Source organism: Paenibacillus sp. BK033 (genome assembly GCF_004345425.1).
Classification (GTDB): domain Bacteria; phylum Bacillota; class Bacilli; order Paenibacillales; family Paenibacillaceae; genus Pristimantibacillus.
Genome location: NZ_SLVP01000016.1, coordinates 1 through 17,673 on the forward strand (window position 1 = coordinate 1; position 17,673 = coordinate 17,673).

The window sequence follows — 17,673 nt, forward strand, 5'->3', positions numbered from 1 at the left end:
GACCTTCCTCACCAGCCGTAAGAATAGTATAAAACGCCGCATCAAAATTTTCATTATTCTGTGGTGCCCCGTGAGGGGCATGGATGGCTAACGGGAAACAATAGTTTAATACAACCGATAGCAGCCTCATGGCTGCTATTTTTGTTGCTATCAAGGGAATTAATCATGGTATTATGAAAGTATAATCTTAACGAATTATTGCTCCAATTAAGGAGGAGAATTAAATTTGAAGATTTCTGGATATCGCGTAATTAAGGGAAAAGAACAGTTTAACCACACATTTGGAGGAGTAAATTGGAAAACACCAGTATGTGTGAATTGCCTCGCTCCAATGCACCTAATCTTTTGTTTTGACCTTACAGATCCTCGATTAAATGGACACTACAAAGTTAAATTGGAAAGCTTACCTCTTGTCACATGCCTAAACTGTTCGGGGTATTGGGCACCACAGGTTTTCCAACTTGACCCTATAGCTAATGCTATAACTATAGTTAAACAAACTGATGTTGAACATTGGATTATGGAAGATGAAGACAAATTACCTGTTCCTCTCCCTTTGAGCAACGTAAAATTAATACCCTTAACAAAGAAGGATATCCTTTTAGATGACTTGGACAACGACGAGTCTTTTACCTTATTTGGTTCGGAATACATATGCCGATTACTCGGCCCGCCTTTGTTCGCAACAGATAAGATTCAAAAGCGGTGTTCCTCTTGCAGCAAGGAAATGCAGTACATAGCAACCGTTTGTAGCGAAGATTATGATTCTGAGGGCCTGATACATGAAGGATTCTCATTCCATATAGGTGAATCCTTCATCTTTTTCTATTTGTGTACAGATTGTTTAAGGCTTGAGACAGAAATGCAAAGTACCTCATGATTAAATAGCTTGACTCATTGAACTAACGGGAGACTATAGTTCAATGAAGCTGCCGGGTAACGATCGGTAGCTTTGTTACGTTTATGGGAGATTAGTTAAAGAAGTTAGAGTATTATAAATATAGGAGGGAGACTATGGATGAACGAAGATTGCTTTTAAGCCAAAAGTTAAAGATAAACAAGCAGAAAAATCAAAGGATTAATTTAATAAACTCACTTCCCCTGGATATGTCTAATGTTATAGAAAAAAGTGATTTAATCACGTCACCAGAATCAGATAAAATCTTGGATAAGATTCACGAAAAATGGAACCATGAATTACATAGTAAAGATTTTATTTTTAAATATAAAGATTTCAGAAATGAATTCAGCTGGGAAGAAGAAGTAGTTCAGTTTGTACAAGGGATAGTTATAGAAGTGAAACTTGCTTATTTATTTTTTGGGATAGATGATAGTCCAATGTTTCTTGTTGACGGAAATTGGGTAATCCAACACTTTGACACGTTATGGAACTCTATTAACAATGAAGACGTATGGATTATTGGTCAAAATTTTAATTATGGTGTAATTGTTTCTTGTTATGCGGGATATTTAGAACACGACCCCAATCCAGAAGAAATACACTTTGCAATTACTAGGTGGAATAATTAAATAAATTCTTCTTCAACTACCATGAAAGAACGAACTAACTTTAACGCTCTGTGGTGCAAATATCAGATGCATGGATGGCTAACGGGGAACATTAATTCAACAATCTAGAAGCAGTTTCCGCCGCGGCAGCTGCTCCATGCAATTACCCGTTAGTAAAAAATTTAGTAGATAGGAAGATTGTATTAAATGATGAAGCAAACTAAATTCATTGTGCTAACTCTAACACTAGCCGCAGCTTTAACGATTCCAGCAATAATTAACGCTGATTCTGCCGAGGTAACACAGACAGAATCCAATCTTCCAATTGTAACACCAGTCATGTCGACAGAATCACCTAACGATTTCATTGTTATTGTTCCACTGACAAACTATAGCAGTACTGATACTAGCGCTGGCTCTGCTTTTGTAGTGCCAGGTGGTTTCGGCTATGGAAAACTTCACTTTCACAACGTAGGTAAAGGCGCGGTAACTGTTACTGTACAACACGTTGCTACAGGCTTAGAATATGTAGCAGTAAATATAGCTCCAGGAGCAGAGTATATGTGGAGAAGCAGTACTCAATATCCGCAAGGTATGCGCTCTGGTGATTATAACGTCCAATTTCACTCTTCCACTGCTGCTGTAAACGTGGATTTTGATGGATACGCATCCAATAGTGTAACTTGAAGGAACTGCACTGAATGAAGCTCTGGTTTATAAGGGAAATCGGATGGATTGGATCTTCACTTTTTATTTTCAAGCTAACTAGAGACGATAGCTTCAGAACAATTCGACGGCAGCTGGCGCATAATGGTCAGCTGCCGTATTTATTAAAGTAACGTGCAGATTAGCATAGCTACTCCCTTCAGTCATTGGATTTGAACCAGATGAGAGTAAAATCCCCGACCCGAATACAGGCATTATTCACGAGTCTAACGTGTGTTTAGGACAAGTAATTGTTTGGGAATCCAGACAGATGGAATATGAGGTAGTAAATATAAGCACTGAAGAAATGATTCTATGGAAATATATCGAGAAGCTACCCGATGAACCAGATTTCAACTTGATATTAAAAGAATATTTTCATGTTTTACAAACGGGATTCAAACCATAAAGCATTACGCTCTAACGGGTAACTATAGTTGAATAACCAGCAGAGTGATAAAGGCAGTCGGCTTTAATTAAGTATCTAGATAATTAAGCTAGGAGTGTAGCGATGAAAATTTGGGAAATGAACTCTGATCACGATAGCTATGTATTGGCTGATAATCCAGAAGCAGATGACTTGATTAGGTCAATTAAGAATGACGAACATCCTTTAAAGGACTGGAACGGTATATATTTAAATCTCCTTAGAAAAGGGAAAGAAAAGGATTATATCGGCTATTTACCAGGTGCCACAATTATTTCAGAATATGCAAAACAAGCTTTAACTGCGCAAATTGGAGATGAGGCTGAGTTTCTTTTCATCTTGGATCGCCCGATCCATTTCTTGCATGTCTTAAAAAGAATTGATTGTATTGATATTGATCGAACAGAGAGAACAGAATCAGGACTAATTAAGTCTTCAGAAAGGGTACATTTTATTAGAGAAAAAATACCTGTTGATACTCTGATCTTTAAAGTTCCTGAAATAAGAACAAGCGTTTATGTCACTGAAAAATTTATTAATCTCGTTAAACAGGCCAATTTAACAGGTTTTGTTTTTAATCAGGTATGGGATTCTAAACTAACTGAAGAAAAGGATCGAGAAAAACATTTAAAGTATACTGCAGTCCTTGCTGATATTGAACAAAATAAAGGCGATGAAATAGCTTATCGCATAGCTAGAGAACAGGTCAATCAGGGACTGGCCTTTGCCAGTGGAAAGTGGAAGATGCAATTAGATTCAAAAGGGAACTTCTGGCTTGGTGACCTTACAGAAGATTGTGTGTATTCTTGGATTATGCCTACATTTATTCCGCCTGTATTATTAGGCTACCAATGGCATGTAGTAGAGAATTCGGAAATTAAAATAAAATGAAGTATGAAGCTAACGGTGAACGATAGTTCAGCAAGACGACGTAGTTTAGCTTAATGATTTTAAATGGATTGAGAAATTGTTGCTAGGAATATGTTTGAAACATAAAAACAACTTATTTCGTCTGATGAAATTGGAGGGATAAAATGAGAATCTCAAAGTTGTTTCTATGTTTGACTTTACTCCATGTATTGTTTGCCACTGCTTGTTCGAACACCAAACCAACAAAAAATATGGGGGAACTGTACAGCTTAGCATTAGATGCGTACATGCCGATTGACGAAGGTCTAAATGGAAATATGAAATATATTGCAATTGATATGAGTAATTTTAACGACGTAGATGATACAGACAAGGAAGGAATTAAAAAGTATTTAAATAAATACAATGTTGAAGTAATAGAAGCGACATATGACCAGTTAAAGGCCGAGGGGTTATATGACCCTCAGACGATGGTCCTTGACGGTGTTTTGTTGCGAGTCGAAAAGACAGAGATAAAAAACAAGAAGTTTGTTGTTGAAGGCTCTAAATATAGAGCTGGTGATGGAGCAATTGGAATAAAAGTCATAGTTGAATACAAAAAGGGTAAATGGAAAGTATCAAAAGCAGACGGCACTTGGCAAAGTTAATTCATCACGCTAACTGGGAACTTTAGCTCAATAAAGACAGCACGGCAGCCCAACTTACTGAGCTGCCGTTTTCTAAACTAATTGGTAGGATAATGATGACGAAGATATTTATTATCTATCCACTGAACTAAGGGAGAAATCTATGTCAAAAATCATTTTAGTTAGGGGTATGGCTGGAACTGGAAAATCAACATTAACGAATGAGCTTAGTAAGAGACTGAAATTGGTGGTACTGCATAAGGATGATATTTATGACGCTTCAGCAAGTGTTATTCAAGAACATAGTTCAAGGAACAAATTATGTTTTGACTTCCTCTTTAGATTATTACAGACGGTTATAGATGCAGATGCGAGCATCATTCTCGATTTCGGCTTTAATGACAATAACAGTGTATTAAGTTTAGACCAATGGGTAAGGGAAAGAGGGGGAGAATTAAAGATAATACATTGTATATGTAGTAATGAAACAATATGGTCGGAACGTCTGGCTGAACGAAGTAAAAATCCATTACCTAATCAATTGATTACAAATTTATCAGAGCTAAAGGAATATTATAGAAATTTAAGTGCTGAATATCTTGAAAAGGAATTGGTCCTTGACACGGTCAAGGAATTAGAATGGCTGATTATTCAAGCCGAAACATTTGTCCTAGAACAAAATGCGCATTACGCTAACGGGGAACGTTAGTTCAACGAAAAAAGAAGCAGCACGCATCAGCAGCTGCTTCTTTTTCATTTAGCTGTAGGATTTGAATGTTAATACGTCAAAATATATTCAGTAATACTTGCCATAGAAAGGAATCAAAAAATGAAATTAGTTTTATTTGGTGATAGTATCACGGCAAGAACAGAAGGTCACGACCGTCCTTTACTGACAATAAAACTGGAAGATAAATTAAGCGGAAATTGGCATATAATTAACGCTGGCATTCCGGGTAACAATACATTCGATGCTCTCAATAGAGTTAAGAAAGATGTGATACTTCATAATCCAGATTTAGTGACTGTTTTATTTGGAGCAAACGATGCTGCATTTCATAAAATGGTTCCACTGAATGTCTTTGAAAGGAATCTCACTAATATTGTGACGGCGATTACTCCATCAAAGACGATACTTATTAGTCCTACTCCAGTTGATGAAGAATTACAACATGCACGGACTAACACCGTACTTAAGCAATATACAGAAATCATAAGAGCAGTGAGTGAAGCAACTGGCAGTCATTATATAGACCTGTTCTCAAGCATGATTAACCTTGATAATTTGTCTGAAATTTTGAGAGGTCTTAGAAATGATGGACTTCATTTTGGTGAACTTGGATATGATTATTTAGCAGATATGATTTGCAGAGAGTTAATTATTCTTTCTAGAGAGATGTTAAGCTAACGAGGAACATTAGTTCAAAACACAACGACAGCAGCCGCGCACATTAAGTACGGTTGCTTTTTTGTTGAACTAAAGGGCAGTGCGCGCCTAGCTAAGCTAGGCACAACTTACTGATGCAAGTTCAGTCGGGGTAAGGACCAAGCCGCCCCGTAGCTAGCAGGCAGACGTCGGCGAAATCCGACGGTTGAAGCCCTGTGAAAAGTCGCGCTCTGCGCGATGAAGCAAATCTACAGGCCGTAATGAAAATGAATCCTTCCGCATCGTGAAAGTGAACCCGAAAGGGATAAGAGGGAGCCAACGCCACCAATGAAAACGCTCGACAACTCCAAAATACCCTCTATCTAGCGGCTAAGGAGAACCCCAAACGTAAGTTTCATGCCTTATACGACAAACTATTCCGTAAAGATATCCTGCATGAGGCATGGGAACGAGTGAAAACCAATCGCGGCAGCGCTGGTGTTGATGGACAGACGATCCAATATATCGTTCGAGAGATTGGCGAAGAATTCTTCATCGAAGAGATCCGGCAACAGCTAATGAGCGGAGAATACCGACCGTCCCCGGTCAAACGGAAAGAAATTCCGAAACCGGACGGAAAGACGCGTCCCTTAGGTATTCCAACCGTCCGAGATCGGACTGTGCAAATGGCAACTAAATTGGTGATCGAAGGCATCTTCGAAGCGGATTTCAAAGATTGCTCGTACGGGTTTCGCCCCAAGCGGTCGGCCCATCAAGCAATTAAGAGCATTCGGGAAAGCATCAATTGGGGTGTCATAAACTGGGTAGTCGACGTAGACATTACAGGTTACTTCGATAATATCTCCCACAGCAAACTGATGAAACTAGTTGAAGAACGTATCAGCGACAAGCGCATTCTGAAGTTAATTAGACAATGGCTTGAAGCAGGAGTAATGAAGGATGGCGAGTGGCACAAAACAGAGATCGGTAGCCCACAAGGCGGCGTAATTTCTCCACTTTTGGCTAACATCTATCTCAACTACCTCGATACGATCTGGGAAAAACGCTTTTCTCATCTCGGTAAGTTAGTAAGATACGCTGATGATCTAGTCATTCTATGCCGATACAAACCGCAGGCGATTGAGGCGATCCGTACCCTGAAGTCCATCTTTGGGAAATTGGAATTGACCATAAACAGATCAAAATCGAAGCTAGTATGTCTCTGGCAGAACAGGGAAGGATTCGACTTCCTCGGATTTGATTATCGAAAGATGCCGCACCTCCATAAAAAGGGAGCGATGTATCGACTTCGTTGCTTTCCATCAAAGAAGGCAATGAAGAAGATGCGTACACGAGTGAAAGAAGAGACAGCTTCGAGAGGGCGGTTGCAATGGCCGCTTAAGTTTATGGTCGATCTGCTAAATCCAATGATTCAAGGTTGGCGTAACTATTATGCTCATCTGGATGTGGACCGGAAGATGGCAAATCGATTTCTGGCAAAAGTGGATTGGTACATCCTCAGGAGGCTAAGACTTTACTGGAATAAGAAACACAAAAGACGCAGATTGGCTTGGAATGAAATGAGACAACTGCTTCTTCGTACAGGATTGAAATCGGTATGTACCTGGGAAATCCGTACTGCCCTAGATAAAGGACGTCGGAAAGCCGTATGCGGGAAAACCGCACGTACGGTTTGATGAGGAGGGGCTGGATTTCCCAGCCTTTTACTCTACTTAGTTCCAATATGTGGTATTATTAAGAGCGGAGTTTTCGTTGAATTAAACTACTCAATGGAGGCGATCAATTATATGTCAACACATAAAATACAGGCTGTTTTTATTGATAGAGATGGGACTATAGGTGGTTCTGATCAAGTTGTTTATCCTGGTGTATTTGAATTATTTTCTTCTGCGAAACAGTCAATTGATAAACTTAGGAATGCGGGTGTATCCATCTATTCGTTTACCAATCAACCTGGAATTTCACGAGGTGAAGCTTCAATAAATGACTTCCGGGACGAACTTCTTTCATTCGGTTTTGATAAAGTATACATATGCCCACACCAACATGAAGATCGTTGTTCTTGTCGTAAGCCCTCACCAGTTTTGCTTACTCTGGCAGCACAAGAGAATGATCTTGATTTGAAGAATTGTGCTGTTATTGGTGATAGGTGGACCGATATGATTGCTGCCAAAAGGGCAGGATGTACCAAAGTGTTAGTAAAAACAGGTTCTGGTGAGAAGGATTTGGCGAGATACCTTAATAATCAATTTTTTGATGAATGGCTTGAAGCTACTCCAGACTATATAGCTGAGGATTTATTAGATGCTGTCAACTGGCTATTAAAATAGTTATTAAACTATCGAGGAACTTTAGCTTAAACACGATGTGCAAAAGTTGAGTTGGTTTATTTATTAGATAAAGAATGAAAGCACAATTATGAGTGTAATAAAAACAATGGTTACCAACGAGGCTATTTTGGTATAACGAATAGCACTTTCGGATATTTCAGGTTCTTCTTTATACGTCCATCTTTTTCCCCACAATAGACTTTCTCTGGGCTCAAAGTAACTCCAAATTAATACTGCATATAGTGGTAATAAAAGAATAATAATTAGGAAAATCATACCTCAACGCACCTCCTAACTAATATTACGATCTTTGGAACAAGATGTTGCGCAGTGATTCAATGCATTCTAGCGAGGAGCTAACGAAAACCAACAGGATAAGTATTTTCCATTAGTTATTGTGCTATCGAGGAACGATAGCTCCAGAACAATACGACGGCAGCTGACATAATGGTCAGCTGCCGTATTATTAAAGTAACGGGCAGCATAGTTCCAATATGTGTTAATATTGAAGTGTTTCTACATTTACAGAGTCGGCAGATAAATCAGGGGTACATGACAATATTATGGAGGACTTGCGTGAAATATAAAATTATTGAACAAATCAGGAAGGAAAAGATAAGGAACTTAGTACCGCCAAAATTCTTTACATCTATCCCATCATCGTGGCCTGAAATATGCACTGTTATTAAATTCAAATGTGATCGTAATGATGTTATTCTATCAACCACTGTTCTTGGCGCGATCCATTCTCTTGACCCAAGTGATGAATCCAAGAAGATTGCGTTTGGTGGTTGTTTCACAATTGAAGCCGTAGAGTTACTGCGGGAAAACAACATCCAGTACATCGCATTAAGCGATTTTCCTTGGACCGATGAGCGATATAAATTTATAAAATCAAATTCCCGTTGAAATATCTTATTAAGCTATCGAGGAACATTAGTTCAAAACACAACGACAGCAGCCGCGCACATTAAGTACGGTTGCTTTTTTGTTGAACTAAAGGGCAGGGTAGCGTAACAATTAAAAATATTTACGGATATTTTCAAACCATTTTGTGTTAAAGTAATTGGAAATTCAAAAGTTAAAATTAGTGAAGTTTTGATGGAGGGAAAAGTCCGATGGAAACATTAATTAAACAAGCCAGTTTAGAAGAAATTCAAATCGTTCACGATGTAATGGGAAAAGCATTTGAGGAGTATCAGGGGAACTTAACCCCTCCATCTGGAGCACTTTCAGAAACTATTAGTGACATTATTAAGAAATTATCTAATAACGGGGGAGCAATTATTGCCCAAGTAGAAGGGATTCCCGTCGGGTCAGCACAGTATTTATTTCAAGATAATTATGTATACATAGGGAGGGTTTCTGTTCTCCCCTCTCACCGTGGATTGGGCATTGGGAAAATGATGGTAAGGTACATTGAAACTCACGCTAGGAATGAGGGTGTAAATGAATCTAGATTAGAAGTACGTTTATCTATACCGAGTAATGTAGCTTTTTACAAGAAATTAAATTATGAAATTATTGAGAAGCATGCGTATCCAGATGAGACAGATTATTGGTACGTAATGAAAAACTCATTTGTATGTTAGTTCATTAGTTAAGCTATCGAGGAACGATAGTTTAAAACAACGGATTTACAGGAGTGACTGGGGGCGAATTCAAATGACGCATGAGGATTTTCTAGATTTAAAGGAACGAGTTGGCTGGGGAGAGGAATTTCTCATTTATCACAATGAGATTGGTTATTGGATTAGTCGTAATAAAGACGGGGTTTATTTCACAAGGAATCACGATGGTTTTACTCAAGAATTTAGTAATTCAGATGAACTTTTTGAGAACGCAAAATTAGGTGATAAATACCTTAAGGAATTATGGGGAGAGATAGATTGGTAAGACAAACAACAGTTTATTAAACTAACGGAGAACGTTAGTTCAATCAAAGGCTGCAGCAGATCGGAGGATCAACTGCAGCTTTTTTTAGAGTAGAGGCAGTTTAGTGATAATTCGTAGTTAAAAACCATGATATAATCCTCAATATGCGTATCGACAGAAAAACAATGAGCGAGGGAAACTATTGAAACAATCAGACCTAAATAAATTACTTGATAAAGCAATAAGAGAATCCGCTAAAACGAACAAATGGAAAAGTAGTTACGGATATGTTTTTATCAAAAAAGAGATGTTTTTTTTATATTAATAATTACAGCTAACGTCAAAACAAAAGAGCTCCACTACTCCTTAAATTACAAACTATTTGAATTTGATGACATTTACTGGACCATATTAAATATGGAAGAAAACATTAACCGACCTGTAAGTCTAAGAGCAACAAGTTCTTACTTTCATTTTAATGAAAGAATATGAGACCTCATTCTCTATTTGTGAAGAACGGATAGCTAATAATGATTCTGGGGGATTATTCGGTGAAACCTTCTACGAACAAGCCAAAGCATATCTTAGTAAACAGGAGAGACCCATTTAAAGATAGTTTAAATGTGGTTATTTGGTACGGAATATAAACACCAATTAGTAAGAGGCTGATTCAACTAGAACGAGAGTTGAACATGATTAGTGCGAAGCTGCAGGCATGAAAAAGCAGCTTTGTTACGAATGCGTAAAATATGGGGGAGGAGATTATATGCATACAACAAGAAAAACAGTAACCGTCTATCTTATCTCTGGTCCACTTGGTGTAGGGAAATCAACCGTCTCCAAGACTCTGGCTAGTGCGATGAACCAATGTGTCTTGATTGAAGGTGATCTCCTTCTCCAAGTCTACCGAGGGGAGACCGAACCGCCCTGGGAGGAAAGACTCCGACTGGCATGGTTAAATATCGCTGCGGTGACGCGGAATTTTTTGGTGAACGGGTTAGACGTGGTTATCGATTTCGTCGTTGAAGATGAACTTCAATGGTTCTTTGACCAACTATCGGATCTCGATGTAACGCTTCACTATGTTGTGCTGCACGCGGAACCGGAGACCCTTAACGCTCGACTCCATCAGCGAGGAGATGCGCAATATATCGACCGCTCGCTCTTCCTTCGGAGCAAGTTGATGGCTTCACCGGTTAATGAGCTATTCCTACTGGACACCGATGGTAAGAAGCCGGATGAACTTGCTGAAGAAATCATTAAAAATTCCAGATTTCGGATACACGGTTAGAAGTATTGGTACACTTAATGGGCTAATAAAGGCCGATTCAGGATACTTTCAATCCAACAAAGGGTACTCCAAAGCAAACTGTTGATTACATGTCTTTAAGTGCTTCTCTCTTTTTGTGGGGCGACCACGTAGGTCATTAAGCTAAAGGGAGACTATAGCTCAACAATCACAGCACGGCAGCTCGCACATGAGCTGCCGTTTCTCAACTAAAGGGCAGGATAGCGTGGTAGTTTTATGGTATAAATGGTTAAGTGAAGTATGAATTGTCGTGGTATTTTGCAGCAATAATTCAGATTGAAGCGTTGATAAAAGGCTTTGAGAGGATATATCCAATGTCCAGTTCACTGGAAGGTAATTGACATTATGGTGAGAAGGACTGCCTATTGACAGTCATTCTGGGGGGTAACTCAGTAAACATATTGTTTCGGATAGAATGAGGCAAGAGGCGGATATGAGTAATATGGCTGGTAAGGCGGAGCAGGGAGATAGCAAGGGGGACAGCACCACCGCTGTCGCCCTATATCGTCCGTACAAATTCTACAACACAAGTCCAAGAGATTTTGTTTTTGTGAATTTAGATACTGCTGATTAATGTTTGAGTACATGAAAGCCCTCATTTCAAAAAAATTAAAATATACTATGCGGTCATTTGCCTACTTTCTTTAGTCAAATGCCTAGATGCCTAAATTTTTGTTAGAAGCCAATGGTTAATTGTTTGGAAAGGAGAAGCTTCAATGGATTACGACAACAACATCTATACAATGGAAGTGACATAAACTGCGGCTTCTTTTATTATTTGTATAGAAGTTTTTGTCGTGAGCTCAAGACAAGAACTTCTATACATCTTCCGTGAAGCTTCCCACCACTTATCTGACGGATTTGATGAATCAGCCTTGCAAGATTTTAAAGAAAAGGTAAAGCAGGTTGAAGGTGTTAAGGATGTAAAAGATCTTAAAGCAAGAAATTATGGCAGTAATGCTGTAATTGATGTGGTTCTATCGATTGATAAAACCCTTGATTTTCATGAAGCGCATGATGTTGCTACAGAAGTGGAGAATGAATTTAAAAAAACTTCAGAAGTATTAGAAGTACATGTACATTATGAGCCAGCGAAATAATAGTTTTTAACTACCGGGAGAAGATAGTTCGATTAAAAAGCGGCAGCCGATCAGAGGATCAGTTGCCGCTTTATTGACGGGAAAAAATCAAGTGTGTGGTGAATGTCTTTCAAAAACTTATCGACTACTGACTTCATTACTTGTTCGCCCATTATAGGCATGCGAATGTGGATGACTGCCATCGATTGTAGTATACCCTTCAAATAGGTGGTAATGCCCACCGCCGGGAAGAGCAATAGCGGGGCCAGTGGTTCCCTGAATGCGATGCGTATGGCCTTGACTCATGGAAGTAAAGGTATTATAGCTGTGGACATGAGGTACACCAGTGGGGGCAGGGGCAGTCCAACTCGCATATTGATGAGAATGTCCGTCGTTTATTGATGTTATACCGGAGATTGAATGAACATGAACCGGATTTCCATTGAAAGAAGTTATATACAGTTTGTGTGAGTGCTGAGTATCATCATCACCAGAATCCACTAAGAACCCAGTAACTGGAATTTTCATTATTGGCTCCCTTCTTAACAGTAATGACATACAGGATTATTGTATGGAGAAGGAAGATGTGGGAAGCGGCTTAAGCCCAATCAGTTAAATGTTCTGCTGCTCGAGAATAACTAATGGTCTATTAAGCTAACGTAAGAACTTTAGTTCAATTAAGACAAGATAACCGGCGGCATGGAGGTGTTGTTATTGGGACAAAGCGATTTTAAACCAATAGGGATGAAAATAATCTACCCATGGGTGGACTTGGAGAATAAACTTGTTGAAGCCAGGATAGAGCAAGAGGGCAATATAAAAATGGAGGTAATTACTGATTTGAAGACTGGAGAACAAAATCAAGAGGGCAATTGGGATGACATAATTCAATTATCTCCGTCCATGACAGAAGAGGATTATTTGAAGATGTTTCAAGAATGGGCATCAGTCTTCATCGAAAACGGAATCTCTAATCCAAAACAGTATTTTGAACAGTATCAATAATCCATTACAAGATTAAGCTACCGGGAGACGATAGCTTAATGAGTGCAGCCAGCCCGTCATTAATGACCGGCTTCAGACGTTTCTTGACGGCCTAAAATTTAATCGGGAGAAGAAGTTTAACGACATAATATTCCCGATTTAGAACCTTGATATTAACAAGGTTCTTTTTCATTTGTACGTATTTTCTTGTCGTTTGTTTTAAGACGTGAATATCCCTTTATACTGCACTAACGACAAAAGAGTCACTAAAATAAAGTGTGACAGCCTATTCTTCATTAGCAGAAGAACGTTAGTTTAACACAACAAACCGGCAGCAGATCAGAGATTCACTGCCGGTTTGTTGTTGAAGTAGTGGGAGGTTAGTTTTGTAACTGGCTTTATTAAAAATAAATTTAAGCGTTGCGCGAAACCTCCGGCCTCCGGGTATCCGACCTTCCCCACAGCTGCCAACGCAGCACAATTCCGACGAAACCGATTATCCCAACCGAGAGCCCGACGATCAAGAACGTGCGGCTCGCGCCCATTAGACCAATCAGCGCGCCGCCGCTGAGCGGAGCGATGACAAAGATGACGCTACTTAAGGATTCAAATATGCCGCTGACGCGGCCTACGGCATCGGGTGGCGTTTCTTTTTGCAGTATGTAGTTCATGCCCGAGGAGGTAAAGCCGGTTCCGATCCCTCCGATGAAGAATACCAGCAGCATAAGCCACAGTGGACTGTCTTGCCGGAAAACGCCTGCAGCCGCGAACATCAGGCCGATCAGCGCCACGCCCCCTCCGAGCAGCCGTCCATATGCCGTAAGCTCTTGGTACCGGCGAAGCCAAGTAACACTTACGAGTCCACCAGCGCCGATCGCGGTTACGAGCCAGCCCATTAAATCGGGTTGTTCCGGGGCAATCTCGCGGAAGAGGATGGCGAATTGGGCATCAATCATTTGGATGCCGGCCAGCCCGATTAAGCTGAAGAGAATACTCATGCGCAAGGTGCGGCTGCGCCAGAGAAGGCGCCATCCATCACGCCATTCGCCCCGCAGGCCCTTCTTCTCCTTGGTTGCGGATGCTGTGACCGGTACGCGCCCATCGACGGCGGGGACAAGCAGGAGCAAGAAGGCGGACACGACGTAGCAGCCCGCGTTCACCGCCATGCTGAAAGAGGGGGAGAATACAGACGCCGCGGAGGCGCCAAGCAAAGGCCCGAATATTTTGGACAGCTGAAAGATGGCGCCGTTAAGAGAGGTCGCCTGCAAGAGTTGATCCGGTGCAACAACGGTCCGCGTCATCGATTGTTGTGCGGGAAAGTGGAAGACGCGGGCGGTCGATCGGATTGCGATCAAGCCGAGCAGAACTCCCGCGTTTGGGGCGAAGATGAGAATGACGGTTAATCCGGAGCGTAGGAGATCGGTGGCGATCATCAGATTCCGTTTGTTCCAACGATCCGCCAAAATACCTGCCAACTGGCTGAATGCAATGCCGGGCACGGCAAAACACAGAGGCAGCAGCGCGATCGTCATCGCGTCCTCCTTCCAGATGAAGCCGAGAAGAATCGTGACTGCCATAAAGTCGAAATAATCGCCGAAAGCCGAGAGGCCGTAGGCGGCGAACATTTTGGCGAACGATCGGTTTTTTCTTAACATTGGATGCAACCCCCGTGAATGAAATCGTTATGATTCCAATCGTAGCAGGGGAATGTCAGAGAATGATCAGAGATGCTTTATAAGCAACTGCTCCGTTTGAGGCAGCAGCTCTTCAAAGCGGTAACGGACAGCAAGCTGGTCCCACTGCCGTTGATAGGCTAGCCGATACGTTTCATCGCATTCATGGATGGACAGAAATCGCAGCATTATACTTAAGCTAAATAGCAGATGGGGGAGGAACTCCGTATGGCGGAGCGTCTCCAACCCTTCATCCAGCGCAAGTCTCGCGGCGGGAATGTTGCTTTGCCGGTACAGGAGCAGTGCCATGGCCACAAGATAAGCTCCCCGCTCGCGCTTGATTGGATAACGCAGCAGCAGCTCGTCGCATTCGCGCAGCTTGGCGTCCGCAGTCTCAAGCTTCCCCGTCCATATCGCCAGATACGTTTCCTTCAGCAGAAAGAGCGCCTTGAAGCTAGGCGAGTCGAGCGCTTCAATCTCCTGCCGGATCGCTTTGAGAACCTTCCGCGCATTATCCGGCTTGCCGGCTTCCGTATAGAGGAGAACGAGGCTAAGCTGCAAGTCATACCGCCATGCCAATGTGTTGGCTTTGTCTTTGGCAAGAAGCTTTACGATATAAGGGAGCGTAGCTGCAGGCTCCGGTTGAATGATGGAGTGGATATACACGGCATACGTCAGCTTCTGCCAGAGGGAAACGCTGTCCGTTGTCAGGAGCCATTCGAAATCGCCGCGAATAAAACGCAGATAGGCGTCATTGTAAGGGTCGCCGGGCAAGCTTAAAACTTCACGGTTCTCCGATAACAACTGCATGGCCGCTCCCATGCCAAGGCTGTGATACCTGGAGAACAAACGCTTCATGTCCACCGCGAACTGTTCGTCGTAGCTTAGCGGATTATCGTTCGACTCGTGAGCGCGGCGCACGAGCTTGTAGCCCTTGCCCCGGACGGTTTCCACGCGGAGCAGGTGGTTCCAGCCGGCCAATTTTCTCCGAACGCGGTAAATGTGGTCGTCCACGGTCCGGTCGGTGGGGGCTTCCATCGGCCATACGGCATCAAGCAAGGCCTCCCGGGTGAACGAACGTCCAGCATGCTCGTATAGAAAGCGAAAGAGCGCGAACTCCTTGGGCAAGAGATTCACGCGTTCTCCCGCATATGCGACTTGATAGGTATCCGAATTGAAATGAATCATGCCAAACTCCCTGCCCTTTCACTGTACGCTTGCCAATAGTTCTTTTCTTGATGATGGCATGGCGGGTCGGAGAAAGCAAGCAAGCGTCTTCCATCCTTTGCAGATGATAGGTTACGGTAGCAGCTAGCCAGAAGAAACAAGCTCAGGTGTCCAAAGAAAATAGAGTTGTAGACTGATAAAATAAAGTACTAAACTGGCGCCGCTTCTTTAAGCTAAAGAGGAACTTTAGTTCAATAAAGACAGCACGGCAGCTCACAAATGAAGAGCTGCCGTTCCGTTTTCTCAACTAAAGGGCGAATTAGTTATAACAAAACTCTTCCCAATATAAGGGAATACATTTGATATAATCATCTAAGCAGTTGGTAAATCGGCTGTTGTTTTCGTAGATGAAAGATTATGCCCAGGATAATACGCGCTGCCTCATCGACAAAGAAGAAGATGGAGGAATTAATGAACATTAAACTTGAACAGCTGATTTATGCCTTAAACAAACGGTTTAAGAAGGATATCATCACGGCCGACTGCCAAACTATGCCTCTACAGGGCGGGACCGTAGGAAATGTGTACCTGGTATCGGGGACCGCCGAAACCGCAGAAGGTGAAATATTGCCGTACCGTATTGTACTGAAGATCCAAAAGAAATGGGAGCGTTATGGTGATCCGGGTTCATGGCGTCGGGAATATGATCTGTATTCGTCTGACTTGGGGGCGACTTTCTCGGAAGCCCTCCGCTGGCCGACATGCTATCATGCCGAGTTCAATTCCGAAGTTAATGAATACCAGTTGTGGCTGGAATACATCGATGGTGTAACCGGATTAGACTTAACCAGTGACATGTATGAAAAGGCCGCTAGGGAGTTAGGGCGCTTTCAAGGAAAGCTGTATGCGCAGCAACCCGCCGTGCTGCAGAGCTTGACCAACCTGAGTCATGTGGATCTTATGAAGAATACGTATTTGCATTACAGATCATGGCCGGTCGTCTACGATTATATACGATCGGAGGACTGCGAATTGTTGTTGCACGTACGGCAAATGCTCATCGAAATCGATGAGCAAGCAGACGAAATATTCGACCGTATTGAAAAATTGCCCCTCGTTCTATGTCACAGGGACTTCTGGGTAACCAACCTTATCTATGCTGATGGGAATATCGCGCTCATTGATTGGGATACCAGCGGATGGGGCTATCTGGGCGAGGATCTCGCAAGCCTGATCGTGGATGAACCGGATATCGATCACATGGTCGAACACTATCAGCGATGCATCCCTGCGTATTACAAAGGCTTTTCGGAGTATGCGGATGTATCCCGAATCGCCGACCATTGTGTGTACGAGATAATCCTTCTTGTATTCGGGTACAGGCTTGTGGAGGGGTATCTCCACAATGAGGCTGATGACGAGAAGAGGAAGCATGTCCAAACTCTCCAAAAAATCTATGAAATGAAGACCATACCCTTGATCGTCACATCTGGTTAAATAGCCTAAATTAATTGGGAATTTTAGTTTAATAGGAACAGTGCAGCAGCCGGTCAATAATGCCAGGCTGCTTGCTGACGTTGCTCTACTATGGGCAGTTGAATGCCTGGTTCAAAACTTAATCGGGATTTTCATGTCGCTAATGAGGTGATTTTCTTGTCGTTGTACTTATGAACCGCCGACTCTGGTGAATTTGTTTGCCATCATTGACAAGGGAAGAATTGCTTGATAATGT

20 protein-coding genes are annotated in these 17,673 nt (G+C 41.8%); 16 read left to right on the plus strand and 4 right to left on the minus strand.

Annotation, left to right across the window (positions count from 1 at the left end; genetic code table 11):
• Positions 1 to 226: 226 nt before the first annotated feature.
• From EV294_RS28405 to EV294_RS28445, 9 genes are all read left to right on the plus strand, one after another.
• A complete protein-coding gene (locus tag EV294_RS28405; protein ID WP_132313153.1) occupies positions 227 to 880 on the plus strand; it encodes an rRNA methylase in 654 nt (217 codons plus the stop codon).
• Positions 881 to 1,014: 134 nt separating this feature from the next.
• Complete coding sequence (locus EV294_RS28410; RefSeq protein ID WP_132313155.1) at positions 1,015 to 1,530, plus strand: hypothetical protein; 516 nt, start codon at positions 1,015 to 1,017, stop codon at positions 1,528 to 1,530.
• A 186-nt stretch (positions 1,531 to 1,716) separates the two neighbouring features.
• Positions 1,717 to 2,196, plus strand: coding sequence for a hypothetical protein (locus tag EV294_RS28415; protein ID WP_132313157.1), 480 nt, complete (start codon positions 1,717 to 1,719; stop codon positions 2,194 to 2,196).
• A gap of 529 nt (positions 2,197 to 2,725) precedes the next feature.
• Positions 2,726 to 3,532 (plus strand): imm11 family protein, encoded by an 807-nt coding sequence (locus EV294_RS28420; RefSeq protein ID WP_132313159.1) that lies wholly within the window; start codon positions 2,726 to 2,728, stop codon positions 3,530 to 3,532.
• A 143-nt stretch (positions 3,533 to 3,675) separates the two neighbouring features.
• Positions 3,676 to 4,158 carry a peptide ABC transporter substrate-binding protein gene (locus EV294_RS28425; protein WP_132313161.1) on the plus strand — a complete coding sequence of 161 codons (483 nt, stop codon included), beginning with the start codon at positions 3,676 to 3,678 and terminating at the stop codon, positions 4,156 to 4,158.
• Between the two features lie 142 nt (positions 4,159 to 4,300).
• Positions 4,301 to 4,846: a P-loop nucleotide/nucleoside kinase family protein gene (locus tag EV294_RS28430; protein WP_132313163.1), complete on the plus strand. Its 546-nt coding sequence runs from the start codon at positions 4,301 to 4,303 to the stop codon at positions 4,844 to 4,846.
• Between the two features lie 120 nt (positions 4,847 to 4,966).
• Positions 4,967 to 5,545 (plus strand): GDSL-type esterase/lipase family protein, encoded by a 579-nt coding sequence (locus tag EV294_RS28435; RefSeq protein ID WP_132313165.1) that lies wholly within the window; start codon positions 4,967 to 4,969, stop codon positions 5,543 to 5,545.
• Positions 5,546 to 5,955: 410 nt separating this feature from the next.
• Positions 5,956 to 7,200: a group II intron reverse transcriptase/maturase gene (gene ltrA / locus EV294_RS28440; RefSeq protein ID WP_279513633.1), complete on the plus strand. Its 1,245-nt coding sequence runs from the start codon at positions 5,956 to 5,958 to the stop codon at positions 7,198 to 7,200.
• 111 nt (positions 7,201 to 7,311) lie between these two features.
• Complete coding sequence (locus tag EV294_RS28445; protein ID WP_132313169.1) at positions 7,312 to 7,854, plus strand: HAD-IIIA family hydrolase; 543 nt, start codon at positions 7,312 to 7,314, stop codon at positions 7,852 to 7,854.
• A 63-nt stretch (positions 7,855 to 7,917) separates the two neighbouring features.
• Here the strand turns inward: EV294_RS28445 and EV294_RS31160 are convergent, their stop codons facing one another.
• A complete protein-coding gene (locus EV294_RS31160; protein ID WP_132313171.1) occupies positions 7,918 to 8,130 on the minus strand; it encodes a DUF6199 family natural product biosynthesis protein in 213 nt (70 codons plus the stop codon).
• A 300-nt stretch (positions 8,131 to 8,430) separates the two neighbouring features.
• Between EV294_RS31160 and EV294_RS28455 the strand changes: the two genes are divergently transcribed.
• From EV294_RS28455 to EV294_RS28475, 5 genes are all read left to right on the plus strand, one after another.
• Complete coding sequence (locus EV294_RS28455) at positions 8,431 to 8,763, plus strand: hypothetical protein (RefSeq protein WP_132313173.1); 333 nt, start codon at positions 8,431 to 8,433, stop codon at positions 8,761 to 8,763.
• A gap of 209 nt (positions 8,764 to 8,972) precedes the next feature.
• A complete protein-coding gene (locus EV294_RS28460) occupies positions 8,973 to 9,446 on the plus strand; it encodes a GNAT family N-acetyltransferase (RefSeq protein WP_132313175.1) in 474 nt (157 codons plus the stop codon).
• A 73-nt stretch (positions 9,447 to 9,519) separates the two neighbouring features.
• Positions 9,520 to 9,750, plus strand: coding sequence for a hypothetical protein (locus EV294_RS28465; RefSeq protein WP_132313177.1), 231 nt, complete (start codon positions 9,520 to 9,522; stop codon positions 9,748 to 9,750).
• Positions 9,751 to 10,495: 745 nt separating this feature from the next.
• Positions 10,496 to 11,020: a P-loop nucleotide/nucleoside kinase family protein gene (locus tag EV294_RS28470; RefSeq protein WP_132313179.1), complete on the plus strand. Its 525-nt coding sequence runs from the start codon at positions 10,496 to 10,498 to the stop codon at positions 11,018 to 11,020.
• 815 nt (positions 11,021 to 11,835) lie between these two features.
• A complete protein-coding gene (locus tag EV294_RS28475) occupies positions 11,836 to 12,138 on the plus strand; it encodes a cation transporter dimerization domain-containing protein (protein WP_243711828.1) in 303 nt (100 codons plus the stop codon).
• A gap of 117 nt (positions 12,139 to 12,255) precedes the next feature.
• Here EV294_RS28475 and EV294_RS28480 read toward each other — a convergent pair whose 3' ends face one another.
• Positions 12,256 to 12,645 (minus strand): YmaF family protein, encoded by a 390-nt coding sequence (locus EV294_RS28480; RefSeq protein ID WP_207918208.1) that lies wholly within the window; start codon positions 12,643 to 12,645, stop codon positions 12,256 to 12,258.
• Positions 12,646 to 12,831: 186 nt separating this feature from the next.
• Between EV294_RS28480 and EV294_RS28485 the strand changes: the two genes are divergently transcribed.
• Positions 12,832 to 13,122, plus strand: a complete 291-nt coding sequence (locus EV294_RS28485; protein WP_132313181.1) for a hypothetical protein — start codon at positions 12,832 to 12,834, stop codon at positions 13,120 to 13,122.
• 392 nt (positions 13,123 to 13,514) lie between these two features.
• On the opposite strand, the gene EV294_RS28490 is transcribed toward EV294_RS28485, so the two are convergent.
• Together EV294_RS28490 and EV294_RS28495 are read right to left on the minus strand one after the other, a co-directional pair.
• Positions 13,515 to 14,756 carry an MFS transporter gene (locus EV294_RS28490; protein ID WP_132313183.1) on the minus strand — a complete coding sequence of 414 codons (1,242 nt, stop codon included), beginning with the start codon at positions 14,754 to 14,756 and terminating at the stop codon, positions 13,515 to 13,517.
• Between the two features lie 66 nt (positions 14,757 to 14,822).
• Complete coding sequence (locus EV294_RS28495; RefSeq protein WP_132313185.1) at positions 14,823 to 15,962, minus strand: winged helix-turn-helix domain-containing protein; 1,140 nt, start codon at positions 15,960 to 15,962, stop codon at positions 14,823 to 14,825.
• A 450-nt stretch (positions 15,963 to 16,412) separates the two neighbouring features.
• On the opposite strand from EV294_RS28495, the gene EV294_RS28500 reads away from it, so the two are divergent.
• Positions 16,413 to 17,438 (plus strand): aminoglycoside phosphotransferase family protein, encoded by a 1,026-nt coding sequence (locus EV294_RS28500; protein WP_132313187.1) that lies wholly within the window; start codon positions 16,413 to 16,415, stop codon positions 17,436 to 17,438.
• Positions 17,439 to 17,673: the final 235 nt, after the last annotated feature.

Coding starts and splice junctions, on each gene's coding strand:
- EV294_RS28445 (WP_132313169.1), top strand. CDS start 7,312: ATGTCAACACATAAAATACAGGCTGTTTTTATTGATAGAGATGGGACT.
- EV294_RS28420 (WP_132313159.1), top strand. CDS start 2,726: ATGAAAATTTGGGAAATGAACTCTGATCACGATAGCTATGTATTGGCT.
- EV294_RS28470 (WP_132313179.1), top strand. CDS start 10,496: ATGCATACAACAAGAAAAACAGTAACCGTCTATCTTATCTCTGGTCCA.
- EV294_RS28410 (WP_132313155.1), top strand. CDS start 1,015: ATGGATGAACGAAGATTGCTTTTAAGCCAAAAGTTAAAGATAAACAAG.
- EV294_RS28490 (WP_132313183.1), bottom strand. CDS start 14,756: ATGTTAAGAAAAAACCGATCGTTCGCCAAAATGTTCGCCGCCTACGGC.
- EV294_RS28430 (WP_132313163.1), top strand. CDS start 4,301: ATGTCAAAAATCATTTTAGTTAGGGGTATGGCTGGAACTGGAAAATCA.
- EV294_RS31160 (WP_132313171.1), bottom strand. CDS start 8,130: ATGATTTTCCTAATTATTATTCTTTTATTACCACTATATGCAGTATTA.
- EV294_RS28465 (WP_132313177.1), top strand. CDS start 9,520: ATGACGCATGAGGATTTTCTAGATTTAAAGGAACGAGTTGGCTGGGGA.
- EV294_RS28415 (WP_132313157.1), top strand. CDS start 1,717: ATGATGAAGCAAACTAAATTCATTGTGCTAACTCTAACACTAGCCGCA.
- EV294_RS28425 (WP_132313161.1), top strand. CDS start 3,676: ATGAGAATCTCAAAGTTGTTTCTATGTTTGACTTTACTCCATGTATTG.
- EV294_RS28435 (WP_132313165.1), top strand. CDS start 4,967: ATGAAATTAGTTTTATTTGGTGATAGTATCACGGCAAGAACAGAAGGT.
- EV294_RS28500 (WP_132313187.1), top strand. CDS start 16,413: ATGAACATTAAACTTGAACAGCTGATTTATGCCTTAAACAAACGGTTT.
- EV294_RS28480 (WP_207918208.1), bottom strand. CDS start 12,645: ATGAAAATTCCAGTTACTGGGTTCTTAGTGGATTCTGGTGATGATGAT.
- EV294_RS28495 (WP_132313185.1), bottom strand. CDS start 15,962: ATGATTCATTTCAATTCGGATACCTATCAAGTCGCATATGCGGGAGAA.
- EV294_RS28460 (WP_132313175.1), top strand. CDS start 8,973: ATGGAAACATTAATTAAACAAGCCAGTTTAGAAGAAATTCAAATCGTT.